The following is a 2986-nucleotide window of genomic DNA, read 5'->3' on the forward strand; positions in this document are numbered from 1 at the left end:
ATTAGTGAGGTGCTCTTCTTTTTTCAATCACTTTCGAAGTTGAGAGTGGGGTAAAAATTCTACCAGGTATATTTTTATTTTGAAGGTATGCCTCGACTTTAAGCACATGCACGGCATGTAAACCTTGAAAGGAGCAATGGGCTATGCAGGGAAGTGATTCACCGAACGGCAGTCCGCCGCATAATGATTTTGATGCGGCAGAGAAAGACTCTCGTATGCAAAAGTTTTTAAGAGGGGTTGAGTGGCTAGGTAATTTGTTACCGCATCCTGTGATTTTATTCGTATGGATGTCGGTGTTGTTGCTGGTGCTTTCGGCTGTTATGTCCTACTTTGGTGTGTCGGTGATTGATCCGAGACCAGAGGGTACGAGCGGACGTAGCGCTGACGGTATGATCGAAGTCGTCAACCTATTGAACGGTGAGGGATTAGCTCGCATCGTTGAAAATTTGGTAAGTAACTTTACGGGCTTTGTGCCGCTCGGGACGGTACTGGTGGCGTTGCTCGGTGTTGGTATTGCCGAGCACTCTGGCATGATCTCAGCGGCGTTACGTGGACTGGTCATGAATGCGCCAAAAAAGATGGTGACCTTTACCATTGTGTTTGCAGGTATTATGTCGAACACAGCAGCAGAGCTTGGTTATGTGGTGTTGATACCACTAGCAGCGGTTATTTTTCACTCACTTGGTAGGCACCCTCTGGCCGGTTTAGCAGCTGCCTTTGCTGGGGTATCAGGTGGTTATAGTGCTAATCTATTATTAGGGACAGTAGATCCTTTGCTGTCAGGGATTACCCAAGAAGCAGCCCGTATCATAGATCCAGCTTATATCGTTGGCGCAGAGGCCAATTGGTACTTCATGATTGCCAGCACCTTTTTGGTTAGCGGCTTGGGTTACTTGGTGACCGAAAAAATCGTTGAACCAAGTCTAGGTGAGTATAATCCCAAAGACGCCGATGATGCCTCCGTGTTAGAGACACAGATCGAAAAAGTATCGTCATTAGAAAAGAAAGGGCTGCTGTGGGCAGGTATCAGTATGCTGGTGTTCTGTGCACTACTGGCTTGGACGGTGGTGCCAGCTGATGGCATCTTGCGTAACCCAGAAACTGGTCTGGTATCAGGATCTCCATTCTTAAAAGGTATCGTTGTCTTTATTTTCGTATTCTTTGCGGTACCGGGTTATATCTACGGTAAAATAACTGGCAGCATAAAAAGTAACCAAGATGTCGTTGATGCCATGAGTAATGCCATGAGCTCGCTAAGCATTTATATTGTTTTGGTGTTCTTTGCCGCACAGTTTACCGCGTTCTTTAAGTGGTCTAACTTAGGCTCAGTGATGGCGGTGTCTGGTGCGACTTTCTTGAGTGATATCGGTCTGACTGGTCCTTTACTATTGGTTGGTTTTATCCTCATTTGTGGTCTGGTCAACTTAATGTTGGGTTCGGCGTCTGCACAATGGGCAGTGACGGCACCGATATTTGTGCCGATGCTGATGCTAACGGGTTATGCGCCTGAGATGATACAAGCTGCTTATCGTATTGGTGATTCGACGACCAATATCATCACCCCTATGATGAGTTATTTTGGTCTGATTTTAGCTGTAGCAATGCGCTATAAAAAAGACACCGGTGTCGGCACATTGATGGCGATGATGCTGCCATACTCGATGGCATTTTTGATTGGTTGGACGATCTTGTTTTCGGTATGGGTGTTCGTACTGGGTCTGCCTGTCGGTCCAGGTGCAGAGACTTTCTATCCAGCACAATAGCGACTGTACAGTCGTTCATATTTCAAAAACAAGAAAGCCCTTACTCATGATTTAGTAAGGGCTTTTTTTATGTCCGAAAAATATGCAGCGAACTATTTGCCTCTGTATGTTTACCGCGCTATTTTAGTTGATTAAGTACCGCCTGTATTCCTTGTTCCTCAATCGTACCAGTGACAAAGTCTGCCCGTTTAATTAGATCTGGCTGAGCATCGCCCATGGCCACTGCATAGCCAACCAAATCAAACATTTCTAAATCATTCATACCGTCACCAAATGCCATGCATTCACTTGCTTTGACGCCATAATAAGAGCACACGTCTGTGATGCCTCGGGCTTTAGATGCCTCTATGGGTAAGATGTCTGCACCAATATGATGCCAATGAACCAGTTTTAAGTCGTCTTTGGCAAAGTCGACATCTTGCATTTTGTCTTGCTGATTTTTAAAAAATACAGAGCATTGATAGACGGAATTCGATTGCCAATAGAGTGGGTCAACAATCGAGTTGGGTGTTATCGCATTGAACTGACGCAAACGTTCATTTTCGCCTGACCAAGCAATGTGTGTGGCAGAGTCAAACTTATGGATGAGCTTGCTTGTTTGGCACAGGTGTACGATTTTTTCTTTTTGCTGAGTAGACAAAGGGTAATGGCTAATTAGCCCCTCATTATCAAAGCTGTACTGCCCATTCATACAGATGATGGTGTCTAAAACACCTGCTTCTAGCAAGGCTAAAATATCGTCAGGCAGTATCGCTTTCGAACGCCCTGTCGAAATCACGAGTTTGATATCAGTCTTCGCAAGTTGCTCAAGCGTCGCCTGATTATGTGGGGCGATGATACCGTCACGACTGAGCGTGTCATCTATATCAAAAAATATGATTTTTGGCGTGGGCGGGCTATAGCTGTTATTGGTTGTCACAGCCTTATCTTCAATGTGCATGAGCATCCTTGATATTTGAAATACGATGATGAACGGTGGCCATATACTGTTCGACACTGCTTAAGTGAGGGTAGTTGTCTATACTCTTATTCAACACGCAACTTAATGGCACGTGGTAAAAAGCAATGCTATACAGGATAAATACTGGCAAGGCATCTAAAAATGTCTGCTTTTAGGGTCGAGAATAAGAGACCAACCTACTTCTGGTTTTCTTTCAATTTATTGTAAAGTAATTCAAATTTTCTTATAGACTCTTCTTGGGCTTGTCTCAAGCTTATCTTCA

Annotated in this window: 2 protein-coding genes; one reads left to right on the forward strand and one right to left on the reverse strand. The window is 44.5% G+C overall.

Annotation, left to right across the window (positions count from 1 at the left end):
• Nucleotides 1-143 precede the first annotated feature (143 nt).
• The gene (locus L0J61_RS10310) at nt 144-1763 is read left to right on the forward strand and encodes an AbgT family transporter (RefSeq protein ID WP_301466356.1); all 1620 of its coding nucleotides are present in this window, start codon (nt 144-146) and stop codon (nt 1761-1763) included.
• A 118-nt stretch (nt 1764-1881) separates the two neighbouring features.
• Here the strand turns inward: L0J61_RS10310 and L0J61_RS10315 are convergent, their stop codons facing one another.
• Nucleotides 1882-2703, reverse strand: coding sequence for a Cof-type HAD-IIB family hydrolase (locus L0J61_RS10315; protein ID WP_301466357.1), 822 nt, complete (start codon nt 2701-2703; stop codon nt 1882-1884).
• Between the last annotated feature and the right edge of the window lie 283 nt (nt 2704-2986).

The organism is Psychrobacter sp. (genome assembly GCF_030457785.1).
Classification (GTDB): domain Bacteria; phylum Pseudomonadota; class Gammaproteobacteria; order Pseudomonadales; family Moraxellaceae; genus Psychrobacter.

Bases quoted from the DNA above. Each gene is read 5' to 3' on its own strand.
- L0J61_RS10310 (WP_301466356.1), top strand. From the start codon at position 144: ATGCAGGGAAGTGATTCACCGAACGGCAGTCCGCCGCATAATGATTTT.
- L0J61_RS10315 (WP_301466357.1), bottom strand. From the start codon at position 2,703: ATGCACATTGAAGATAAGGCTGTGACAACCAATAACAGCTATAGCCCG.